Source organism: Tropicimonas omnivorans, assembly GCF_031846565.1.
Classification (GTDB): Bacteria; Pseudomonadota; Alphaproteobacteria; order Rhodobacterales; family Rhodobacteraceae; genus Tropicimonas_B; species Tropicimonas_B omnivorans.
Genome location: NZ_JAVRHL010000003.1, coordinates 339,642 through 359,739 on the forward strand (window position 1 = coordinate 339,642; position 20,098 = coordinate 359,739).

Consider the following 20,098-nt stretch of genomic DNA (forward strand, 5'->3'; position numbering starts at 1 on the left):
ATGCGAATCCAGAATCTGAGGGATCCTTCATGTAATTTGGTTAAATCTAAAGGAAGGAAAGACTTATGACACAGTCTCGCATTGCCCTCGTGACCGGCGCCAACAAGGGGATCGGTTTCGAAATTGCCCGCAAGCTGGCCGAGGCGGGCGTTCACGTCCTGATCGGTAGCCGCAACAGGGCGCGGGGCGACACCGCCGCAGCCGCGCTGACCGGCGAAGGGTTTGCCGCCGAACGCCTCCATCTCGACCTCGACTCGTCGGAGGCCATCGCAGCCGCGGCGGCCACGATAGAGTCCCGCCTCAGACGCCTGGACATCCTCGTCAACAACGCCGGCATCTTCGATTTCGGCGACGCGGCGCCCGGCAAGGCCTCGATCGATGCTGTGCGCCGGGTCATGGACGTCAACTTCATCGGGACGCTGGCGGTGACGCAGGCCATGGTTCCTTTGCTGCGTGCGGCGCCGCGGGCGACAATCGTGAACCTCTCAAGCTCGATGGGCTCGCTTGCGGAAAACGCGGACCCCGAGGCGCCCTACTACTCTCAGCGCTTCATCGGCTACAACGCGTCGAAGGCGGCGCTGAACATGCTGACGATCCAACTGCATGAGGAGCTGCAGGCCGAAGGTATCAAGGTGAACTCGGTCAGCCCGGGCTTCGTCAAGACCGACCTCACGGGCTACGGAGAGATGACACCGGAAGCAGGCGCAAGGTTGCCGGCCGAATATGCGCTGCGGGCCGAGGTCAGTGGCTGCTTCCTGGAGCCGGGTGGCCAAACGCCTTGGTAAATGACCGCAAAGTCCTCACAGATTCAGGGTAGCAGCCCGCCAGCATTGAAACTTCGGGCGAATGTCCGGAGTGGGCCAGCCGCGACATCCGCGGATGCCTGACACGTGTCTGACCGGCCATTCGCGGCGCTCTAAATGGGTGCTTTGTCGCGCTTCGGGAACGCGGGTCTTTCCGAACCTCCGCTGCAACTGCAAGGGGTGGGATATGCGCAGCGACCTGACAGCGATCCTTGTGCCCTTAGGCAGCCTCGTAACCCGAGAAGATCTCCGTGCCATCCTTGCGGATCAGGGGCACATCGTAGGCGTCGCGCTCATCTTCTTGCCCCATTCCCGGCGACCCGTAGGGCATGCCGGGAACGGCGAGGCCTATGGCATCGGGGCGTTCGGAGAGGAGCCGTCGGATGTCGACCGTCGGCATATGTCTTCCGATTTCACCGGTGTGACAGGAGGTCTTGCCCTGGGAAATGTCGTTCTCGACCTTGTGCCGGATCAGGAGGGTGCCGTAGCTGCGCTCGGTGGTGACTGTGAAGCCATCATCTTTCAGGATCTCGATCCAGGCGGTGCAGCACCCGCAGTTCGGATCTTTCAGGACGTGGATCGCGGGGCCACCTTAGTCTGCTCCCGCGAGTGGAACTGACGCGCCGAAGCCTGCGGCGGCGGCCATCATGCTGCGGTGGGTGAGGGTCATCTGGATTCTGTTCTGGTCGTTGCGGAGGCATGATGGGGGCGTGTCTCAGCGGCCAGATCGACGTTCCCCGCAGGTTCAGGTTTGCCGGTGGGCCGGAAGAACAGCAGCCGGAGCGCGTTCATCGTGACCAGCACGGTGGCGCCGGTATCTGCGAGGATCGCGATCCAGAGGCCGGTGATGCCGAGCACGGTGGTCACCAGGAAGACCGCCTTAAGCCCGAGGGCGATCGCGATGTTCTGGCGGATGTTCGACATGGTGGCCCTTGCGAGGCGGATCTTGCCTGCAACATCGGTCACGCGGTTGCGCAGGATCGCCGCGTCGGCCGTCTCCAGGGCGACATCGGTGCCTGAGCCCATGGCGACCCCGACATGCGCCGCGGCGAGCGCGGGCGCATCGTTGATCCCGTCGCCGATCATCATCACGCGGGCGCCCGTCGTCAGATCGCGGATCGCCTCCACCTTGTCTTCCGGCATCAGTTCGGAGCGATGCTCGATCCCGAGCCCCTCGGCGATTGCCTCTGCCGTGCGCGGGTTGTCCCCCGTCAACATGACCGAAGAGATGCCGAGCCCACGCAGCTGCGCGACCGCGTCCGCCGCATCGGCGCGCGGCTCGTCCCTGAGCGCGATGAGGCCTTGGGGCACGTCATCGCTGAGCACGATGACCACCGTCTTGCCGTCGGCTTCCAACGCCGCCACGCGGGTCCGCAGGTCGTCCGTGAGTGCGCCGCGCTCATTTGCCAACCGTGGGGAGCCCACGCTGACGGTCACGCCGTCGATGGACGCTTCCGCCCCCTTGCCGGGAAGCGCCCGGCCGCCGGTGGCTGCCGCCGCTCCCACGCCCCGCCGCTCGGCCTCCGCGCAGATCGCCTGTCCGAGCGGGTGGCTCGCGCCGCTCTCGACGCCGGCGGCGAGCGCCATCAGGTCGTCCTCGCTGCCGCTCAACACTGAAACGTCAGTCACGCGGGGGCGGCCGTGGGTGAGCGTTCCGGTCTTGTCAAAGGCGACATGGGTCGTGCGCGCCGCGGCCTCGATCACCGCGCCGCCCTTCATCAGCAGGCCGTTGCGGGCCCCCGTGGAGAGCGCCGAAGTAATCGAGGCCGGCACCGAAATGACTAGCGCGCAGGGGCAGCCGATCAGCAGAAGCGCCAAGGCGCGGTAGACCCACTCGCCCCAGGCCAGCCCGAAGGCCAGCGGCGGGACCACGGCGACGAGGACAGCGGCCCCGACGACGGCGGGCATGTAGACCCGGCTGAACCGGTCGATGAAGCGCTCGGTCGGGGCGCGTGCGCTCTCGGCCTCCTCCACGAGGCGGACGATGCGGGCGATGGTGTTGTCCTCGGTCGACCTCAACACCCGCACGCGCAGCAGCGCCTCGGCATTGATCGACCCGGCGAAGACCTCCGCGCCCGGCTCCTTGGGGCTCGGGACGCTTTCGCCGGTCACCGGGCTCTCGTCGACCCCCGACGTGCCACTCATCACCTCGCCGTCGCAGGGCACCCGGTCACCGGGGCGGACCTGAACGACCTGGCCCACCTGGAGCCTCTCGGCCGAGACCTCACGCGCCTTGCCACCGTCCTCGAGCCGCGCCGTCTTCGGCACGAGCTTCGAGAGCGCCCGGATGCTGTCGCGTGCCTTGCCGGCCGAGACGCCTTCCAAGAGTTCGCCCACAGTGAAGAGGAAGACGACGAGCGCCGCCTCTTCCGACTCACCGATCACCAGCGCGCCGCCAGCGGCGATGGTCATCAGCATCTCGATGGTGAAGGGCATGCCGGCCCGAGCCATGGCGAAGGCGCGCTGCGCCACGGGCACGATCCCGACCAGGGTCGCCAGGACGAAGGCCCAATGGGCGATCTCTGCCGGGAAGACGAGGCGGGACGCCCAGGCCGCGGCGAACAGCGCGCCGTTGCCGATGACCAAGCGGCCCTTGGACGATGTAATCCACGATGTCGGAGCGTCTTCGGCCTTCTCGTTATTCTTCTCCGGAGCGCTGTCGGTCTCCGAGCCCTCCGCAGCATCCGGAAACGCCCCGCCCGGCAGGACGAAGCCGCCTCTGGGCGTCTCCGGCCGCGCGCCCTTTGGTGCGATGCCGAATCCGACGCCGCGCACGGCCTTCTCGACGCGTTCGGGCGGTGTCTGCGTCTCGTCGAGCGTCAACCGCAGCCGCTCGGCCATGAGCGCGACATCGATATCCGCGACGCCGGGCAGTCGCTCGACCGCGCCGCGCACCTTGGCAGCGCATGACCCGCAATCCATGCCCGTCACGCGCCATTCGCGTCGTTCTGCGCTGCCGTCCGCCATGGTCGTTCTCCGTCGTGATTCCCGTCTGGGTTTCGACATAGGACCTACAGCAACTGTAGCTTCAAGCTCGGCTCATCTTTTATGGCCAAAAAACGCAGAGGACGAAGCCGGCCATCAGCTGGAAGCGCCGTCCTGCGCGGCCGTCGCCCGGCGGATCTGCGGCAACGCGAACTCTCGGGGCTGTGGTCGTCGATGATGCTGACGAGCACGCCTTCGGCATCGAAGAGGAAGACGCAAGCGGTGTGGTTCATCGTGTAATCGCCGCCCTCGAGCGGCGCTGTCTCGTAGCGCACCCGGAACCCTTCCGCCGCGCGCGCGATCTTGTCTGCATTGGTGACGAAATCTACAACCACTGTAGCAACCAGGAGGTCCCACATGCTCGCCATCGGCACGCTCGCCAAGCGCACCGGCACCAAGGTGCAGACCATTCGATACTACGAGCAGATCGGGCTGTTGCCCGAGCCGGGGCGGACCGAGGGCGGACAGCGGCGTTACGAGTATGCAGATCTCGACCGGCTCGCTTTCGTCAGGCACGCCCGCCAGCTCGGCTTCACGCTCGAAGCGATCCGGGAGTTGCTGGATCTCTCCGACAACCCCTCCCGGTCCTGCGCCGAGGTCGACCTTATCGCGCACCGCCAGCTCAAGGAGGTCGAGGCGCGGATCGTAAGGCTGGAGGCGCTGCGCAGGGAACTGAAGCGCATGCTTCGGGAATGCAGCCGGGACACCGTCTCCGATTGCCGGGTTCTCGAGGTCCTTCGCGACCATAGCGCCTGCCTCGCCGACCATGGGACCGGCGCCTGACATGCCGGCCGTCCTGATCTACCCGCTGGCCGCGCTGGCCGAGATCGCGGGCTGCTTCATCATCTGGGCCTGGTGGCGGGGCGGCGCCTCCGCGCTCTGGCTTCTGCCCGGTGTGGCGAGCCTCGCGCTTTTCGGCTGGCTCCTCGCGCAGGTCGAGGCGGGCTTCGCCGGGCGTGCCTTCGCGGCCTATGGCGGGGTCTACATCGCCGCATCGCTGCTCTGGATGTGGACCGCAGAGGGGCAGAGGCCGGATGGCTGGGACGTCGCAGGCGCAGCTCTCTGCCTGATCGGCGCCGCCGTGATCCTGACGGCGCCACGCGTCGCGTGAAAAGACTTGAAGCTACAGTCGCTGTAGCAATTACGCCGATCATGACACGATTCGCAGGAGCCGATCATGATCGACGAGACCCGCCTACTTGACGCCACCCCGCTGCTCGACTTTCGCTCGGACGGAATCGCGCGCCTGGTCGAGGACCGGGGCTGGCTCCGGCTGTCCGAGCACGACCGCATCGGCGCCGCCTACGACTTCGTCCGGAACGAGATCCTCTTCGGATACAACCGCGCCGACGACATCCCCGCTTCCGAGGTGCTCGCGGACGGCTACGGCCAGTGCAACACGAAGGGCACGCTCCTGATGGCGCTGCTGCGCGCGCTCGGCGTGCCCTGCCGCCTTCATGGCTTCACAATCCTGAAGGCGCTTCAGCGCGGCGTGGTCCCCGAAGCCGTCTATCCTGTCGCGCCGGACGAGATCCTGCATTCCTGGGTCGAGGTCCAGACCGGCGGGAGGTGGGTCAAACTCGAGGGCTTCATCCTCGACAAGGCCTTTCTCGGCTCCCTCCAGGAGGCCTTCGCCGGCTCCGAAAGCCTCTGCGGATACGGCGTCGGAACCGACTGCCTGAGCGCGCCGCCGGTCGAATGGACCGGGCGGGATACCTACATCCAGAAGACTGGCATCGCCCGCGATTTGGGAATCCACGATACGCCAGACATGTTTTACGCGGAGCATCGCCAGCAATTCAGCCCGCTCCATGATCTGATCTACCGCGGCATCGTCCGGCACTGGATGAATGCCCGGGTGCGGGCGATCCGCTCCGGCCAGGTTCCGCGCATCCCCGGGCTCGAACGACCTGAACCACTCGGCAAGGAGGTCGCGGATACCGCAAATCGCCGTGCTCCGAAGAAGGCCTGATTGGATGACCGGAAACGATGGCGGCTAGCCTACCTTGCGGAGCGCCAGGCTCGTCGCGCCGCAATATGTCAGCCTCGGGTCCTTCATACCCGCGGAAGCAGCGAGAGAATTTCCACAATAGTCTTCGCGTGAACTCCTTCGGGGTCGAGATCTGGATCGAAGACAGTGACCGTCATACCCACGCAGCGGCGGTCGGCGGCATACCTTGTCAGGATCAGCTGAAGATCGTCTGGTGAGAGACCCGGCGATCCCGGGCAATCGACCGCCGGCATTATGGATTGGTCCAGAACGTCCACATCGAGGTGTATCCAGAGAGCGCCGCCCGGCAGCTTCGCCAACGCACCGTCGATCCTTTCTATAACGGCCAACGGCCCCGAGCGATTGGCCTCAAATACGTCGATCCGCGTGATCTCGGTTGTGTTCACGTCGGGCCATGCGAAGTCCGCATCCCGGTTTTCGCGCTCGCCAAGCTGGATGGCGTGGCGGTCCTCCACGAGCGGCACGGGGCATCCTGGCCACGTGGTTGCCATGGCCTCGCCACGGCCCGTGGCCAGCGCGAGGTCCATTCCAGCCACGGCTCCGAGCGTCGTTTCAGGATCGTAGTTGCCTGGATGTCGGAAGTCGCTGTGCCCGTCGATATGCAGAAGGGAGAGCGGACCGTGGCGCCGAGCTCCCGCAAGAGCTCCGAGAAGGATGGAGCAATCCCCGCCGAGGACAAAGGCGAACTCCCTTTCGCGAATGGCTTGTTCGACCGTATCGGCCAGCGCGAGGTTGAACCGGCGAAGTTCGGGCCCGTTGCGTAACCGGGTGCCGGATTGCGGTTCCGGCGAGTAGGTAGGACGGGACAGTTCGATTATGTCACCCGGCTCGAGCGCGTTTTGCACACCGGCCTCCATGAGAGCGGCAGGCGCGCGCCAGGTTCCCGGCTCCTGATCGGGCCGAGGAGGCCGAAGGCCGAGGTTCGAAGGTGCCAGGATCATTCGCATGGCACCTCGTAGATCAACTGCCGGAAGCGACACCAGCCCAGAAGCAAATGGCAGCTGTCCTGAACTCCTGACCTCCGACCGCTACCGGGACACGCAGGCGCAGCGAACGGCAGCTTCGTCTGGCCGCGATGCAGCAATCCGGAGCGGCGCTGAAGGTCCGGGGTGGGCCGGGAGCGACGGCCCGTCCGAGCGGCTAGGGCCTGCCGTGTGAGGTGCGGCCAGGCGCTTGGCCCTACCGCGCAGCGAAGGTCCGGAAGGAGCTCATTGCGGACGGTCAGGGGATACCATCGCGGAAGTGCTCAGTATAAGATAGGCTATCTGTTCTGGTTTAACTGCGGACGACAATGTCTAAATCTAAGCTCTTTGGCTACTGGATTTCTTTAGAAGATCGGGCCAGCGCAAGAAACGCCGTTCGAATGTCCGGTCTACCTGTTCTTCTCATGGGCGCAAACGCTGCACTGCTCGCATTGGTCAGTTCAGTTCGGCCTTTCCCTGATATGGCCGTGGTATCATCCGCTGCGGCTATCGCAGCTTTGCTGGTATTAATGGCCTTTCGGATACGCGCAGGCCATGCAGCGTGGATACCTTTTGCGTCGATGCTCTTTATTGCATTCTTGGGCGTAAGCCTGTTCTCATCTTACATCGGATGGCAGGTGGCGGGAGGAAACCCGACCACGGGTGCCCAGATCCTACTTGGATGGATTATCCCCGCCATCTGCTTGATCCTGATGGTAAGTGGTCTCCGAGGCTGGTTCTGGATGCGGCAGAACACGGAAAAACTATCGTTCTAACGGATCTCAACGTTCGCTCCGTCCCGCACAGCTGACCTCCGACGGTCGCGTGGGTTTGCAAGCGCGGCGAACGGCAGCTTCGACGGGCCGCGCTGCAGCATCCTGATCCGAGGCAGAATGTCCGCAATGGGTTGGAAGAGAAGCCTCTCTACTCCAAGGTACCCTTCACTGGGAAAAGGCTGACCAAAGGCAAAGATAGACGTAGGTCAAGCTACGAGGGCTTGCGGCCCCTTATGGATCCGTTCTAGTTGCTCCGTGGGACAGTCTTGCTCGCGCGCCTTCCGTGACGACGCCAAGAGAAGGCGAGATCAATGAGGCCGAGCCGAGAGCCCGCGAGCTCTTCCCGCAGGATTGAAACCAATCTGGCCAGTGGGATCGTGATACATGAGAGATGAAATTCGGTTTATCGAAGGTCCTCGCCGTTACCTCTGGCCATTGCGATTGTGTCTGGCAGGGATCGCAGCAGTATTTCTCGGGTTTTGGGGCGTGACAGGCTACTGCAAGGCAACTTTCATCTCCTCTAACCCTTATTGTTCCGCGACGGTAGAATACCTTTTTGTGGCGCTGTGTCTCGTCGGCCTCGTCACCGCATCGGTTTCACTGTTCGTGCTCGTTTGGCGGGTCTTTCGCTCACCGCGCTGACTCCTCCCGGCTCTTCAGTCCACGCGAGGCCGTCGTCCCGGGCCTGGCGCTTGAGATGAGATCTGAGTGGCTGCAATGGGCGACGAGTGCCCATTCGAGGCGCCAGATGTGAAGGTCCGTCGCATGCGCCGCAGACATCGCGACGCGTCGGCCGAGCCGGGTTTTTAGGCGGAATAAGCCCTTCCAAGACGTTCAGTGACTAGCCTTTCTGAAATGATAGATCCCATGCGCGTTACCGAGCGAGCGGCTGCCCCTCGCTCGAGAAGGGACAATACCGATTACGCGGGCAGGCTCACGACCATTTCGATTGTGGCGTTGATTGATATTATCCTATTGCGGCACTCAAATGATCTTCTGGTCAGAGCTTAGTCGCACATGTATGGCTTCTCAAGCCGCACGTCGGCTCCCATCCGCACTGCTGACCTTAAACTGCCAGTTCATGCTGCACGGTGTCTTGGATGGCCGGTTTGGTGAAGCTGCCCTGAAGCGATAGCTTGCCCGACGAATGTCCGGAGAGGGCCGGAAGCGGCGCTGCGCGAGGGGCGACCGGCCACCTGACCCTGCGCCGCCGCACGTCCGCTTCGAGCCCTTTTCTACTGAATGCGGCGCCGGCTCGGTTGCCTTCCCGTCAGGCTTTTGCGCAGGCTCCGGGTCGCGATTTGAGTGGGTGAACTCGTACGAAACGAGCGAATAAATCACCGACGAGGACCGCCATGCGATTTGTGACACGATCAGCGCCGACATCGAGCACGACCCTTTCGATGGGCTCCGTCGAATGGGCGATGCTGATACTGCTCTCGGTTCTCTGGGGAGGCTCGTTCTTTTTCGTGGGGGTGGCGGTTCGGGACCTTCCGACATTGACGATCGTCGTGTTGCGCGTCGGTCTGGCGGCTCTGGTGCTATGGGGCGTGGTTGCCGTTTTGAGACGAGGCGTGCCGAACGATCCTCGTGTATGGATCGCGTTCCTCGGCATGGGGGTTCTGAACAACGTCATTCCGTTCGGTCTGATCGTCTGGAGTCAGCAGACCATCGCGTCGGGCCTCGCCTCGATCCTCAACGCGACGACGCCTCTCTTCACCATCGCGGTGGCAGGGGTCCTGCTCTCCGACGAACGGATCAACGGCCGCAAGATCGCGGGCATTGCCGCTGGATTCACCGGGGTGGTGGTCATGCTCGGACCGGGAGCCCTGTCCGGTCTCGGGACTGATTTGCTGGCTCAGATGGCCTGTCTCGGGGGCGCATTGTCCTATGCCTTTGCCGGCGTGTTCGGGCGGCGCTTCAAGCGTTTCGGGGTCGATCCGATCGTCGTGGCCGCCGGTCAGGTAACGGGCTCCACCCTCGTCCTTGCCCCGCTCGCTCTCGTCATCGAACGCCCGTGGTCTCTACCGATGCCAGCGCCTTCCACCTGGGCGGCGATCGTCGGTCTCGCCGTTCTCTCGACGGCTCTGGCCTACATCCTCTACTTCCAGATCCTCCAGCGCGCCGGGGCAACCAACCTTCTGCTCGTGACCTTCCTGATCCCTGTTTCCGCAATCGCTCTCGGGGTTCTCGTCCTTGGCGAACATCTGAACGGCCTGGAAATCGCAGGCATGGTCCTCATCGGAGCGGGACTTCTCGCAATCGACGGCCGAGTGTTGAATATCGGCAGAACGAGGCCGGCAGATCCACGGGCAACTGTCCGGCGATGAGACCGGTTTGTCCCGCACAGCGCTATGAGGGCGACGGAGATGCTGTGCGCTGCACGAACGTCCGGTTCGGTGAAGCCGCGCTGCAGCGATGAACCGACCTGCGAACGGCAGCTAGGGGCCGGGAGCGTCATGGGAGGAGGCCACACCTTCTGCCGCGTCGCCCTGTGACCGCAGGCTCAGTCCAGGGCTAGGTAATGGTGGGGGATCGCGGCGAGGGTGGTCATGAGCACCAGCCCGTGTTCATCGACCCCTTTGCGAGTCCGCGATCAATGAGGACCTGTCCAACGTCTTGATCATCCGAGCTGTACATGACGCCCGGCATCCTGCCACGGCCGCCCGATCCCGGCCCGCCGATAATTCAGAATGCCCCCGGCATCATGGCCGCGCTGCCGGTCGCCTGCGCCCCAAGCTTGGCCTCCGACCGGCAGCGCGGCCGCCAGGTCACCGGTGTGTCGTAGGGCGCGTTCCGCTCGCGCGTCAGGTGCACGTTCGGCCCATCCAGGCGCATGGCATCTCCGTCGATCAGTATGGCAGCGGACACGGCGAGGCATGCCATTGGGGCGGCTCCTTAGGAGCTGCGGCGCTGCAAAGCATGGTCTGATCGCGATTTCACCGCCTCAGCAGATCAGGCCCGTCGCTATTACCAAGCGAAGTTCTCCGACCCACTGCGGCCGCGGCGGCGTGGGACGCCATCTCTGCAACCTATTGCTTTTGATCACAGCACTTCAGCCGTCTTTCGGGACACCGCAGCACTCATTTTGGAGAGTAATCTACCGTTCCTGCGGCACTCTCTGAGAGTACCACCTAACGTCCGGACATGGTGGACTCCGGTAGCTCGGCGGGCGCATCGTTGGCCTGGTTCTGGTAGGTGAACTTGCAGCTCGGACATTGCGTCCCGCGCTGGTGCGGCTGCAGTGGCGCGCGCAACCCGCGTTCGGCGCAGACCGGACAGATCGTGATACTGGGGTCTTCACGGGATTGCAGGACCGGTGCGCCGAGGTCGGTCCTGACGAGATCGTGGCTTTGGCGTAAGGTCACGGCGCGATCTTCGGCCAGAGCCTTCTCGCCGAGCCGGATGATCGCCTCCTGCGTTTCCAGGGAGTGACGTTCGGACAGCGCCAGTTGTCGCCGGAGTGCTTTGAGCTCAGCGATCTGCGCGCCACTGAGCCGGTCTCCGGCGGAAAGATCGTCAAGGATGCCGCCATAGGCGATCCTGACGTCCGCCAGCTCCTTCGTCGTGCTTTCGGCCGCACCGAATGCGGCCGCCATTCTCACCCACCATGGCATGCGATCGTCAGGTCCTTCTTCAGTCCGCCCCTTGTCGAGCTGTCTGTTCTGCCACGCCACTCATGTCGAACACGGAGCGACTTTGTGTCATGCGCGAGGCAATTTTCGGATGCCCCGGGGCGGATCTCAGTCGCACCGTTCCTCGACAAGGGCGCTCTGGGCCATGTCCCGGAGCCGTGATCGAGCATGCACCACGTCGCGTTCGAGAAGTCTCAGCTGGCGTTCGAGGACCGCGAACCGGTCCAGATGCTCCTGCGTGATGCAGTCTCCGACGCGGAGGCTTTCCCGCACCGCCTTGAACTGTTCACGCGCCTTCGCCGCACTCGCGGAGGTTTCCTCTTGCGCCCCGTAGGCCGAGACCGCGTCTTCCAGCAAAGTCATCAAGTTGTCCGCCCCTCGGATGAGTCTCTCGGACCTTTTGAGGCCCTTCGAGTTTGCAACCACGGGGATCGGCGCGGAAGAGTTTCACCTTCCGTAGGGAGAGCTGGTGCAAGTAGGCCGCGCCGGCCCGGCCTGCGCGAGGTCCGTCGGCCGGGAGGCTGAACCGGACACTCTGCGTTCGGCGCGAGGCGCGACTTCGCTGCAGCCGTCTCGAAAAAAGGGCGGGCGAGTGGCTCGACCTCAGCGGCGGCGGCGGCGCTGCCGAGTCGGGGCTTCGGCCTCCTCGCCGGTGCCGTCGGATGCGGAAGAGAAGCCGCCGAGTTCCGCCTCGATCTTGTCCAACGTAGGGACGGGACCGCGCGATGTCTCCTCGAGCGCCTTGCGCATCGCGGACAGGTGTTCGGGCGCGGTGCCGCAGCAGCCGCCGATGATCTTCGCGCCGGCATCGCGGGCGAGACAGGCATAGCGGGCCATGAGTTCGGGGGTGCCGTTGTAGTGGATGTGGCCGTCGACGAATTTGGGAATGCCGGCATTGCCCTTTGCGACGATCGGGATCTCGGGGGCCGCTGCGGCGAAGCCGAGGATCGTGCGCATCAGATCCGAGGCGCCGACGCCGCAATTCGCGCCGAAGGCGACGGGCTTGTGGTCCAGCGAGCCGACGAGACGGGCCATGTCGGTGGCGGTCAGGCCCATCATCGTGCGGCCGGCGGTGTCGAAGGACATCGTGCCGACCCATGGCATCCCGGCGAGGCCGGCGGCTTCGGCCGCGGCGCGGTATTCTCCCTCGGCGGAGATCGTCTCGACCCAGAGAACGTCGGCGCCGCCCTCCTTCAGACCCTCCGCCTGCTCGTGGAACATCTCGACGGCGGAGGCGTGCGTCAGCGATCCCATCGGCTCCATGATCTCGCCGGTCGGACCCATCGAGCCGGCGACGATGACCTTGCGGCCCGCCTTGCCCGCGACCTCGCGGCCGATCTCGGCGGCGGCGCGGTTCAGTTCGCGGACGCGGGCCTCCGAGTTGTGCAACTTGAGGCGGGAGGCGTTGCCGCCGAAGCTGTTCGTCAGGAACAGGTCGCTGCCGGCATCGACCGCGCCCTGGTAGAGCGCCGCGATCCGGTCCGGATGATCGACGTTCCACAGTTCCGGCGCATCGCCGGATTCGAGGCCCATGTTGAACAGCGTCGTGCCGGTGGCGCCGTCGGCGAGGAGCCAGTCGGTCTCGGACAGGCGGGCGGTCAGGGCGTCGGTCATGTGCGGCCTCGGGATGGATCTGGGAGCGTCATTCGATCCCTCTCACGCCATGCGCGGCTTCGCAATGCTGGAGAGGAGCGGGGCCGGAGACGCCTGCGCGTGATTGGCGGCCCGGCTCTGCAGCCTCGGCGGGCGGTGGATCTCCCGCAGGATTTCCGCTCCCGCAACCGAGAGGGCGACGGGGCCCGGCGCTGCCATGTAGAGAGGGCGGGAGGTCGGCGCGAAGCTGGCCTTGAACTGGGCGAGGCCGGTGGACCCGCGACGCAAGGACCGTGCGGCCAGCCTCGAGGCGGCGCTTCGGCGAGGCCGGTCCTCACGGGGTGCCAGCCCGGCGAGGGACAGGCGGGGAAGCGCGCGGGAAGCTGCCTCCTCGATGGCGGCCTGGACGAGAGCGTGCATGCATCCCTCGGGCGCATCGGACTCGAAGCGCATGAGGTCCAGGGCCATTTCAGCTTCGGTCACGTGAAAGGTCGCAAATGCGACGAGGGTGCCGTTCAGCCGGGCGAGGAAGACGGCTTGTCGGGCGATGTGGTCGGGGCAATAGCGACCGACCGAGAAGCCGCGTTCGCCGCCTCTCGCGGCGGCCCATGACGCTGCGACGCGGGCCATCTCTTCTGCCGGAAGCACCGATCCCGCACGTGTCACGTTGAGGCCGGCACGGTCGGCCCGGCGCAATTTGCGTCGAAGCTGGCGCAGGCCGGGCGATGCCGGATCGTGCGCGGCGGGATCGACGGTCACCTCCTCGGCGATGGGCAGGACTGTCCAGCCGCGACTCCGCGCGGCGGCAGCAAGGCGCCCGCCGCACTTGTAGATCGCCGGGATGCGCAGGGCGGACCGTGCCTCGGCGGAGAGGGCGGTCAGCAGATCGTCGGCGGATGCGTCGCCACAGGGATCGAAGAGCGCGATCTCGCAATGTGCCGTGCGGAAGAGCGTCGCGCCGCCGGTTTCGAGCGGAAGGTACTTCGCGCCACCATGGCCGGCGAGGCGGGCCTCGGCGCGTGGCGCGCGCGAGAGAGCGGCGTCGGCAGCCGCCATGTGGCAGGGCGCGCAGGCCGGGGCGGAGGGGCGCATGATCAACAGCGCGGCGAGGCCGAGACAGGCGGGGAGGGCGTAGTAGATCGCCCGGAACGCGATGATGCCGGCAACGAGGGACGCTTCCGGCGCGGCGGGCAGGAGCGCCAGGAGGAGGACCTCGAATGGTCCGATTCCGCCCGGTGCGCCGGATACGAGACCGGCGCCGAAAGCAACGAGGAAGACCGGCAGGAGCGCGGCGAGGGGGACCGTTCCGGGGGGCAGGAGGAGATGGAGCGCAAGCCCGGCGGCGAGCGTGTCCAGGGCGACGAAGAGAAGGAGGGCTCCGATCGCCATCACGGGCGGGGCAGGGCGGTGAAACCAGGGGGCCGCGACGCTGTAGCAAAGGGCCAGCGCACTGAGCCCGAGACCGGCGATCCCGGCTGCGCGGAATATCGGCGTCGGCGGCAGGAGGGTCAGCAGGACCGAGGTGACGACGGCCCATGCGGCGAGAAAGGATATCCCGACGAGGGCGGTGAGGCGGGCGGCTTGCCAGATCGAGATCTCGGGCAGCAGCCTCCAGCGCAGGAGGGTGCCGCTGATCAGGCCGAACCCGATGCTCTGGCTGCCCGCGATGGCGATCATCCCGGCGGCCGAGGCCCGGCGCCGGGCGACCCCCGTCCCGAGCAGGCCATGGAGGACGGCATCATACCGGCCGACGGCCCAGAAACTGAGCGCGGTGAAGAGCGCGGCGATGATCCAGCGTTCCGGGGGAGTTGCCGCAAGAGATGCTGCGACCTCCGACCAGTTCATCTCGCGGACGCGGCCTGCCAGAAGCGCCGCGCAGAGCAGGGCGGCCAGAAACGGCAACGCGTGCCGGACGAGACCGGCCTGGCCCGCCTGCCGCAGGGCCTCGATCACCGCGCCACCGCGCTGCCCTGGATCACCCATATCCATCCACCCCCGTCCGCTCTTCCGAACGGGGATAGACTGCCAAAGGTGTATGGACGGCTAACGCCGGACGATTGCCCGGCCGCCATCCGCCCACATGATTAAGATCAGCTTTCGCTTACGAGCTGCGACTTCGCCTCGGCGAGCAGTTCGCGCATCTTGCCGCGAATGGTCGTCTCGTCCGCCTTGCCCTGAAGGTCGCCCGAGACCTTGCGGAAGACGTCCTCCTCGCCGGCTTCCTCGAGATCCGATTTCACCACCTCCCGGGCATAGGCGTCGGCGTCCTCGCCGGTCTTGCCCATCAGATCGGCAGCCCAGAGGCCTAGAAGCTTGTTGCGCCGCGCCTCTGCGCGGAACTGCATCTCGGCGTCGTGGGCGAACTTGTTCTCGAAAGCGTTCTCGCGGTCGTCGAAAGTGGCCATTTCGGGCTCCTCGCTGGGGTCGTGGCAATCTGCCGTTCGTTCCGAGGTAGCCTCGGGACGCGGCTCAGTCCAGCGCGCGCCCGAAAAGCCTGTAGAGGCGGGCGGCCGTGGCTTGGCGTCCGCCAGCGTCCTGCCCTCCCGCTTCCATCAGCGCACGCGCGTCCGACAGCGCACCGTCGATGTCGCCTGCACCGAGACGGCGCGTCAGGTCGTTCAGCCAGGCGATCTGGCTTTCCTCCGGCAGCCCCGATTCCACCGCCTCGATCAGGAGCGCCGTGACCTCCTCCTCCCAGTCGGAGCTGCCGGGGTCGGGGATCTCCGCGTCCGATTCAGTCCCCTGCGCACCCGACAGCCCCGTGGCCTGCTGCGGCTCGGGTTCGGGCGGCGCGGCGGGAGGGCCGGCAAAGCCGGGCGGTGCGCGGAGGCCGGATCTGGTCAGCGCCTCCGTCAGGGGCCGTCCGCCGGGATCGGTACCAAGGGCGACCTGAATCGCGCCGGGGGCCGGCGGATCGAAGAGCGTGGCGGGGTCGAGCCCGAGAGCGGCGAGGATGCTGGCCTGCCGCTGCGGCGTCATCACCTGCCAGGCTGGCGGGTCGGGACGGGGGAGGCTGTCCACCTCGACCGGGTGCGGCATGCCGCCGTCGATGGCCTCCCACGGCGCTTCGGGCGCGTCGCCGAGCGGCGAGCGGGAGGAGGCACGGCGTGTCGCCCGGCCGCCCTCGTAGACATGGAAGGCATAATCGGCGCCCGGATGCCGGGGGCCCGAATTGCGGAAATAGAAGACCTCCGCGCCGCCAAGCTCCCGGCTGAGCGCCTGGCAGATGGCAGAGCTGCCCGCGTTGCCTTCGTGGAGTTCGATCAGGGTCAGCCGGGCGCTGCCGAGGGGCGCCGTCACCCGCATCGCGCCGCCGCGCGCGGAGAAGCCGAGATCGGTCGCCACGGGCTGCATCAGGGGGGCTTCGGGAAGGCTGGAGGCAGGCTGGACGCGCAGCGCCGGCAGCTCGGGCGGGCGCCGCCGCCGGCCTGTCAGTCGCGCGAGGAAGCCCCGCTCGGGGCCGCTTGCATCCGCGCTGCGGGCCAGGGCGGCGGCCGCGACGGTTGCAAAGGACCGTCCGAGGGCGGGAATGACGGCGGAGGGCTCGGCTTGGGTGAGAGCGAAGTCCACCAAGGCATAATCGTCGGACATCGGGTGGCAATCCAGGAGAAGGGCGCAGGGTAGCCGGGGGCGCGGCGGTGTCAACGGCGGTGCTGCCTTGCGGCAGGACGTCCGGTGTCCTATAGGCATCGCGCAACTGAAAGGCGGCCGTCCCGTCACCGGGACAGGCAAAGGGCCGCAAGGGGATCTCGCCATGGCGCGTCGCAAGAAGATCTACGAGGGCAAGGCCAAGATCCTTTACGAAGGCCCCGAACCGGGCACGCTCGTGCAGTATTTCAAGGACGACGCCACCGCCTTCAATGCCGAGAAGCATGACGTGGTGGATGGCAAGGGCGTGCTCAACAATCGCCTGTCCGAGTACTTCATGACCGGGCTGAACAACATCGGCGTGCCGACGCATTTCCTGCGCCGCATCAACATGCGCGAGCAGCTGATCAAGTCGGTCGAGATCATTCCGCTGGAGATCGTGGTGCGCAACGTCGCCGCCGGCTCGATCTCCAAGCGCCTCGGCCTCGATGAAGGCTCGCCCCTGCCACGGCCGATCGTGGAATTCTACTTCAAGGATGACGGTCTCGGTGATCCGATGGTCTCCGAGGAGCACATCCTCGCCTTCGGCTGGGCCAGCCAGCAGGACCTCGACGATATCGTCGCGCTCGCGCTTCGGGTGAACGACTTCATGTCGGGCATCATGATGGGCGTCGGCATCCGGCTGGTGGACTTCAAGATCGAGGTCGGCCGGATCTGGGAAGGCGATTTCATGCGCCTTGTCGTCGCGGACGAGATCAGCCCCGATTCCTGCCGCCTGTGGGATGTCTCGACGGGCCAGAAGCTCGACAAAGACGTCTTCCGCCGGGATCTCGGCAATCTCGCGGACGCCTATACCGAAGTCGCCCGGCGGCTCGGCGTCCTGCCCAGGAACACCGCGTCGGTCGGCAAGCCGACGCTGATCAACTGAACCGACCAGAACCGGCGGGGGTGACGCTTCGATGAAAGCCATCGTTCACGTGATGCTCAAAGACGGCGTGCTCGACCCGCAGGGCGAGGCGGTGCGGCATGCGCTCGCGGCGCTCGGCTTCGACGGGGTCGAGGGCGTCCGGCAGGGCAAGGTCATCGAGATCGACCTCGCCGACGGCGAATCCCCCGAGGCCGCCGAGGAGCGTGTCACCCGGATGTGCGACAAGCTGCTGGCGAATACGGTGATCGAGAGCTACCGGGTCGAGATCGCCTGATGCGCGCCGCGGTCGTCACCTTCCCCGGCTCGAACTGCGACCGCGACCTTGCGCTGGCGCTGGATCGGTCCGGCTTCGAGGTCGTTCGCGTCTGGCACAAGGACACGGCCCTCCCCGCCGGGATCGACCTCGTGGGTCTGCCGGGCGGGTTCTCCTTCGGCGACTACCTGCGCTGCGGCGCCATCGCGGCCAATTCCCCGATCTGCCGGGAGGTCGTGCGGTTCGCGGAAGGCGGCGGGCATGTGCTCGGGATCTGCAACGGCTTCCAGATCCTCCTCGAGACAGGGCTCTTGCCGGGCGCGCTGATGCGCAACTCGAATCTCAAGTTCATCTGCAAGACCGTCACGCTGCGGGTCGAGACGGCGCTGTCGCCCTTCACGACCTTGCTCGGCGAGGGGGCCACGCTCGATATTCCGGTGGCTCATCACGACGGCAATTACCAGGCCAGCCCCGAGCTGATCCGCGATCTGGACAGCGAGGCGCGCGTCGCCTTCCGCTACGGAGATCCGCTGAACGGCTCGGCGGGGGATATCGCCGGCATCCTGTCGCAGAACCGCCGCGTCCTGGGCATGATGCCCCACCCCGAACGCGCGTCCGAGGCCGCCACCGGCTCCTCCGCCGGCGCCGCCATCTTCGACGGGATCGCCTCCGCCTTCGCATCGGCCTGATCGCCGGGAAGCGGCCCGTCCTCGCGGCAATGTGCCTGCGCCGTCCGCGCATTTGACGGGACCCGAAGGGGCTGCGGGCTTCCAAGGCGGCGCGTTTGGTTCTAGGACTCCTGAATGAAGGACGAGATCCCACGACGACGCCAGCGTGAGCGGGCGGGCACATGGCGCCTGCGCGCCGTCGTCGCCACGATCCTCGTCGTGGCCGTGGCGACGCTCTACGTCACCAATCTCCTTCTCATGCAGCGCTTCACGGAGACCACGCGCAACCGCGCCGAGCTTCGTCTTGCGCTCTACACCGGAAACGTCATCAGCGAGTTGCAGCGCAACTCCGTCGTGCCGCTGCTCCTCGCGCAGGATCCGGCCCTGATCAATGCGCTGAACAGCGACGATTTCAGCCAGTCCTCCCAGCGGCTCATCTCCTTCCGTGAGGAGATCGGAGCCGCCTCCCTCCAGCTTCTGGATTCCGATGGCCGCACCGTCGCCGCGACGGATCGCAGCCAGCTCGGCGCGCAGCACCGGACGGATCCCTATTTCGTCGATGCACAACGCTCTGCCGATACGGTCTTCACCGTCGTCGAGACCGATGCCGGGACGAAATCGTTCACCTACAGCCGGAAGGTCATGTCTGACCGTACGGTGGTCGGGGTCATCGTCGTCGGGGTCGACCTTCGGAAGTTCGAGCAGAGCTGGGCCGGCATCTCGGACGCGGTCCTCGTCACCGATTCCTCGGGGGACATCATCCTCGCCACGGAGCCGCGCTGGAGGGGACGTACCATCGACGAGGCGCTGGCGACCCAGTCGGCCCCGACGGCCATCGATCGTGCGCTGAGTGCCACCTCCGACTGGTCCTTCCTGCCGCCCGACGCCTACCTTCTCGGCGAGGGCGTCCTGCGCTCCGACGCGCGCATCCCGTTCCGCGGATGGCGCATTACGTCCTTCACCACCTATTCCTCGGTGCGCGAGCGGGTGAACGGCGTTTTGGCGTTGGAAATCATGGGGTTCGCGCTCGTTCTTGCAGCAGCCTTCTACCTGATGAGCCGGCGCGCCACATCCCGGACGCTGCAGGCGGAACGGGAGAGCGCCGAGCTCCGGCTTCTCAACTTCCGCCTCCAGCAGGAGATCGCGGAGCGGGAGAAGGCGGAGAAGAACCTCGAGGTCGCGGAGCAGACGCTGGAGCAATCCTCCAAGCTCGCCGCGCTCGGGGAGATGTCCGCCGCGGTGTCCCACGAGCTGAACCAGCCGCTCGCGGCGATGAAGACCTATCTCGCCGGTGCGCGCCTGCTCCTGCAGCGTAAGCGCCCGGCCGAGGCGCTCTCCTCCTTCCAGCGGATCGACGACCTGATCGAGCGAATGGGGTCGATCACGCGCCAACTGAAGTCCTACGCGCGCAAGGGCGGCATCGCCTTCGAGCAACTCGATATCCGCGAAGCGATATCCTCCGCCCTGACCATGATGGAGCCGCAGCTGAAGGCCCGCCGGGTCAAGGTCCTGCGCTCGCTGCCCGATCACCCCGTCTTCGTGGAATGCGACCGGTTGCGGCTGGAACAGGTCCTCATCAACCTCTTCCGTAACGCCATCGATGCAACCAAGGACCGTGATGAGCCGTTGATCGAACTGATGTTGTTCGAAGGAGAGACCGCCACGCTCACGGTGAGGGACAACGGGACCGGAATTGCCGATCTCGACCACCTGTTCGAGCCTTTCTACACGACCAAGCAGCCCGGAGATGGCACCGGGCTCGGCCTCGCGATATCGTCCGGCATCGTGAAGGATTTCGGAGGCCGACTGACCGCACGGAACGCCAAGCAAGGCGGCGCCGTGTTCGAATTGCAGCTACCCTTGCGCCGGGACCAGCCCATGAGGGCCGCCGAATGA

At 66.0% G+C, this 20,098-nt stretch carries 22 protein-coding genes and 1 pseudogene; 12 read left to right on the forward strand and 11 right to left on the reverse strand.

Features of this window, described 5'->3' with window-relative positions:
• The first annotated feature begins 65 nt into the window (after nucleotides 1–65).
• Entirely contained in the window at nucleotides 66–785 is a 720-nt protein-coding gene (locus RM543_RS12180) for an SDR family NAD(P)-dependent oxidoreductase (protein WP_311692005.1), read from the forward strand.
• Between the two features lie 238 nt (nucleotides 786–1,023).
• On the opposite strand, the gene RM543_RS18970 is transcribed toward RM543_RS12180, so the two are convergent.
• A complete protein-coding gene (locus tag RM543_RS18970; RefSeq protein WP_432280457.1) occupies nucleotides 1,024–1,203 on the reverse strand; it encodes a DUF411 domain-containing protein in 180 nt (59 codons plus the stop codon).
• Between RM543_RS18970 and RM543_RS18975 the strand changes: the two genes are divergently transcribed.
• Nucleotides 1,204–1,422, forward strand: a complete 219-nt coding sequence (locus RM543_RS18975) for a hypothetical protein (protein ID WP_432280458.1) — start codon at nucleotides 1,204–1,206, stop codon at nucleotides 1,420–1,422.
• Between the two features lie 47 nt (nucleotides 1,423–1,469).
• Here RM543_RS18975 and RM543_RS12190 read toward each other — a convergent pair whose 3' ends face one another.
• Nucleotides 1,470–3,770 (reverse strand): heavy metal translocating P-type ATPase, encoded by a 2,301-nt coding sequence (locus RM543_RS12190; RefSeq protein ID WP_311692007.1) that lies wholly within the window; start codon nucleotides 3,768–3,770, stop codon nucleotides 1,470–1,472.
• Nucleotides 3,771–3,884: 114 nt separating this feature from the next.
• Nucleotides 3,885–4,096 (reverse strand): annotated as a pseudogene (locus RM543_RS12195) (SCO family protein); the annotation flags it as partial.
• Nucleotides 4,097–4,145: 49 nt separating this feature from the next.
• On the opposite strand from RM543_RS12195, the gene RM543_RS12200 reads away from it, so the two are divergent.
• The 3 genes from RM543_RS12200 (at nucleotide 4,146) to RM543_RS12210 (ending at nucleotide 5,760) form a co-directional block, all read left to right on the forward strand.
• On the forward strand, nucleotides 4,146–4,571 hold the full coding sequence (locus RM543_RS12200; protein WP_311692009.1) for a MerR family transcriptional regulator: 426 nt from the start codon (nucleotides 4,146–4,148) through the stop codon (nucleotides 4,569–4,571).
• A 1-nt stretch (nucleotide 4,572) separates the two neighbouring features.
• Nucleotides 4,573–4,899, forward strand: a complete 327-nt coding sequence (locus tag RM543_RS12205) for a YnfA family protein (RefSeq protein ID WP_311692011.1) — start codon at nucleotides 4,573–4,575, stop codon at nucleotides 4,897–4,899.
• A gap of 66 nt (nucleotides 4,900–4,965) precedes the next feature.
• Entirely contained in the window at nucleotides 4,966–5,760 is a 795-nt protein-coding gene (locus RM543_RS12210) for a transglutaminase-like domain-containing protein (RefSeq protein WP_311692013.1), read from the forward strand.
• A gap of 83 nt (nucleotides 5,761–5,843) precedes the next feature.
• Here RM543_RS12210 and RM543_RS12215 read toward each other — a convergent pair whose 3' ends face one another.
• A complete protein-coding gene (locus RM543_RS12215) occupies nucleotides 5,844–6,644 on the reverse strand; it encodes an arginase family protein (protein WP_349254814.1) in 801 nt (266 codons plus the stop codon).
• 446 nt (nucleotides 6,645–7,090) lie between these two features.
• Between RM543_RS12215 and RM543_RS12220 the strand changes: the two genes are divergently transcribed.
• The 3 genes from RM543_RS12220 to RM543_RS12230 all read left to right on the forward strand — a co-directional run bounded on the left by RM543_RS12220 (nucleotide 7,091) and on the right by RM543_RS12230 (nucleotide 9,867).
• A complete protein-coding gene (locus tag RM543_RS12220; protein WP_311692017.1) occupies nucleotides 7,091–7,537 on the forward strand; it encodes a hypothetical protein in 447 nt (148 codons plus the stop codon).
• Nucleotides 7,538–7,921: 384 nt separating this feature from the next.
• Nucleotides 7,922–8,179: a hypothetical protein gene (locus RM543_RS12225; RefSeq protein WP_311692019.1), complete on the forward strand. Its 258-nt coding sequence runs from the start codon at nucleotides 7,922–7,924 to the stop codon at nucleotides 8,177–8,179.
• Nucleotides 8,180–8,892: 713 nt separating this feature from the next.
• Nucleotides 8,893–9,867 carry a DMT family transporter gene (locus RM543_RS12230; protein ID WP_311692021.1) on the forward strand — a complete coding sequence of 325 codons (975 nt, stop codon included), beginning with the start codon at nucleotides 8,893–8,895 and terminating at the stop codon, nucleotides 9,865–9,867.
• Nucleotides 9,868–10,225: 358 nt separating this feature from the next.
• On the opposite strand, the gene RM543_RS12235 is transcribed toward RM543_RS12230, so the two are convergent.
• The 7 genes from RM543_RS12235 to RM543_RS12265 all read right to left on the reverse strand — a co-directional run bounded on the left by RM543_RS12235 (nucleotide 10,226) and on the right by RM543_RS12265 (nucleotide 16,356).
• A complete protein-coding gene (locus RM543_RS12235) occupies nucleotides 10,226–10,423 on the reverse strand; it encodes a hypothetical protein (protein ID WP_311692023.1) in 198 nt (65 codons plus the stop codon).
• A gap of 248 nt (nucleotides 10,424–10,671) precedes the next feature.
• On the reverse strand, nucleotides 10,672–11,136 hold the full coding sequence (locus RM543_RS12240; RefSeq protein ID WP_311692025.1) for an Rcat domain-containing protein: 465 nt from the start codon (nucleotides 11,134–11,136) through the stop codon (nucleotides 10,672–10,674).
• A gap of 144 nt (nucleotides 11,137–11,280) precedes the next feature.
• Nucleotides 11,281–11,535 carry a hypothetical protein gene (locus RM543_RS12245; protein WP_311692027.1) on the reverse strand — a complete coding sequence of 85 codons (255 nt, stop codon included), beginning with the start codon at nucleotides 11,533–11,535 and terminating at the stop codon, nucleotides 11,281–11,283.
• Between the two features lie 240 nt (nucleotides 11,536–11,775).
• On the reverse strand, nucleotides 11,776–12,786 hold the full coding sequence (gene bmt, locus RM543_RS12250) for a betaine--homocysteine S-methyltransferase (RefSeq protein WP_311692029.1): 1,011 nt from the start codon (nucleotides 12,784–12,786) through the stop codon (nucleotides 11,776–11,778).
• A 42-nt stretch (nucleotides 12,787–12,828) separates the two neighbouring features.
• On the reverse strand, nucleotides 12,829–14,748 hold the full coding sequence (locus RM543_RS12255) for a phosphatidylglycerol lysyltransferase domain-containing protein (RefSeq protein WP_311692031.1): 1,920 nt from the start codon (nucleotides 14,746–14,748) through the stop codon (nucleotides 12,829–12,831).
• A gap of 107 nt (nucleotides 14,749–14,855) precedes the next feature.
• A complete protein-coding gene (locus RM543_RS12260) occupies nucleotides 14,856–15,170 on the reverse strand; it encodes a DUF1476 domain-containing protein (RefSeq protein WP_311692033.1) in 315 nt (104 codons plus the stop codon).
• Between the two features lie 64 nt (nucleotides 15,171–15,234).
• Nucleotides 15,235–16,356 (reverse strand): hypothetical protein, encoded by a 1,122-nt coding sequence (locus RM543_RS12265; protein WP_311692035.1) that lies wholly within the window; start codon nucleotides 16,354–16,356, stop codon nucleotides 15,235–15,237.
• A 163-nt stretch (nucleotides 16,357–16,519) separates the two neighbouring features.
• On the opposite strand from RM543_RS12265, the gene purC reads away from it, so the two are divergent.
• From purC to RM543_RS12285, 4 genes are all read left to right on the forward strand, one after another.
• Complete coding sequence (purC, locus tag RM543_RS12270; RefSeq protein ID WP_311692037.1) at nucleotides 16,520–17,281, forward strand: phosphoribosylaminoimidazolesuccinocarboxamide synthase; 762 nt, start codon at nucleotides 16,520–16,522, stop codon at nucleotides 17,279–17,281.
• 31 nt (nucleotides 17,282–17,312) lie between these two features.
• Complete coding sequence (gene purS / locus RM543_RS12275; protein ID WP_311692039.1) at nucleotides 17,313–17,555, forward strand: phosphoribosylformylglycinamidine synthase subunit PurS; 243 nt, start codon at nucleotides 17,313–17,315, stop codon at nucleotides 17,553–17,555.
• Nucleotides 17,555–18,223 (forward strand): phosphoribosylformylglycinamidine synthase subunit PurQ, encoded by a 669-nt coding sequence (gene purQ / locus RM543_RS12280; protein WP_311692041.1) that lies wholly within the window; start codon nucleotides 17,555–17,557, stop codon nucleotides 18,221–18,223. Before purS ends, purQ begins: the two co-directional genes overlap by 1 nt.
• Nucleotides 18,224–18,337: 114 nt before the next feature.
• Nucleotides 18,338–20,098 (forward strand): sensor histidine kinase, encoded by a 1,761-nt coding sequence (locus tag RM543_RS12285; RefSeq protein WP_311692043.1) that lies wholly within the window; start codon nucleotides 18,338–18,340, stop codon nucleotides 20,096–20,098.